The sequence below is a fragment of the Parathalassolituus penaei genome (assembly GCF_026626885.1).
Lineage (GTDB): Bacteria > Pseudomonadota > Gammaproteobacteria > Pseudomonadales > Oceanobacteraceae > Oceanobacter > Oceanobacter penaei.
The window spans coordinates 1-593 of record NZ_JAPNOA010000010.1; the positions used below are offsets into that span (position 1 = coordinate 1).

2 rRNA genes are annotated in these 593 nt (G+C 46.5%); both read left to right on the top strand.

The annotated features are described in order from the left end of the window. Positions 1-94: ribosomal RNA gene (locus OUO13_RS02690) — 23S ribosomal RNA — on the top strand; the annotation flags it as partial. Between the two features lie 153 nt (positions 95-247). Next, a 5S ribosomal RNA gene (gene rrf / locus OUO13_RS02695) occupies positions 248-363 on the top strand. Positions 364-593: the final 230 nt, after the last annotated feature.

The window sequence follows — 593 nt, forward strand, 5'->3', positions numbered from 1 at the left end:
GGGCCCTGGAAGACCACCAGGTTGATAGGTCAGGTGTGTAAGCGTTGTGAGGCGTTGAGCTAACTGATACTAATTGCCCGTGAGGCTTGACCATATAACACCCAAACCGGTAAACGGTTACGTAACATCGACCAGTGACGTCGGTTCGCAAAAAAAACGAGAATATTCATACTCATGTATCCAACCCTATTCGCTGACAGCGCGCCGCTCCACGGAGCATAAGACGGACGCTCAGCAAAACGGTTTGCTTGACGACAATAGAACTGTGGAACCACCTGAATCCATTCCGAACTCAGAAGTGAAACGCAGTATCGCCGATGGTAGTGTGGGGTCTCCCCATGTGAGAGTAGGTCATCGNCTTAATTTCGAAGCTCTGGCTTCACAGTGAAGAGCGTAAATAACGCTTGACACAAAAAGCACATGCTGTAATATGTGCGACCCGCTTCGATGAGAAGCACGTTCTTTAATAATCTGCATAAGTAATTCGTGTGGGTGCTTACCGGGATGATCTGGCGTCATAAGATTATCAGGTAAGACTCTGTCGATAATTCATTTATTGTCAGTTTTTTCCTGAGCAAGATTTAGAGTGAATT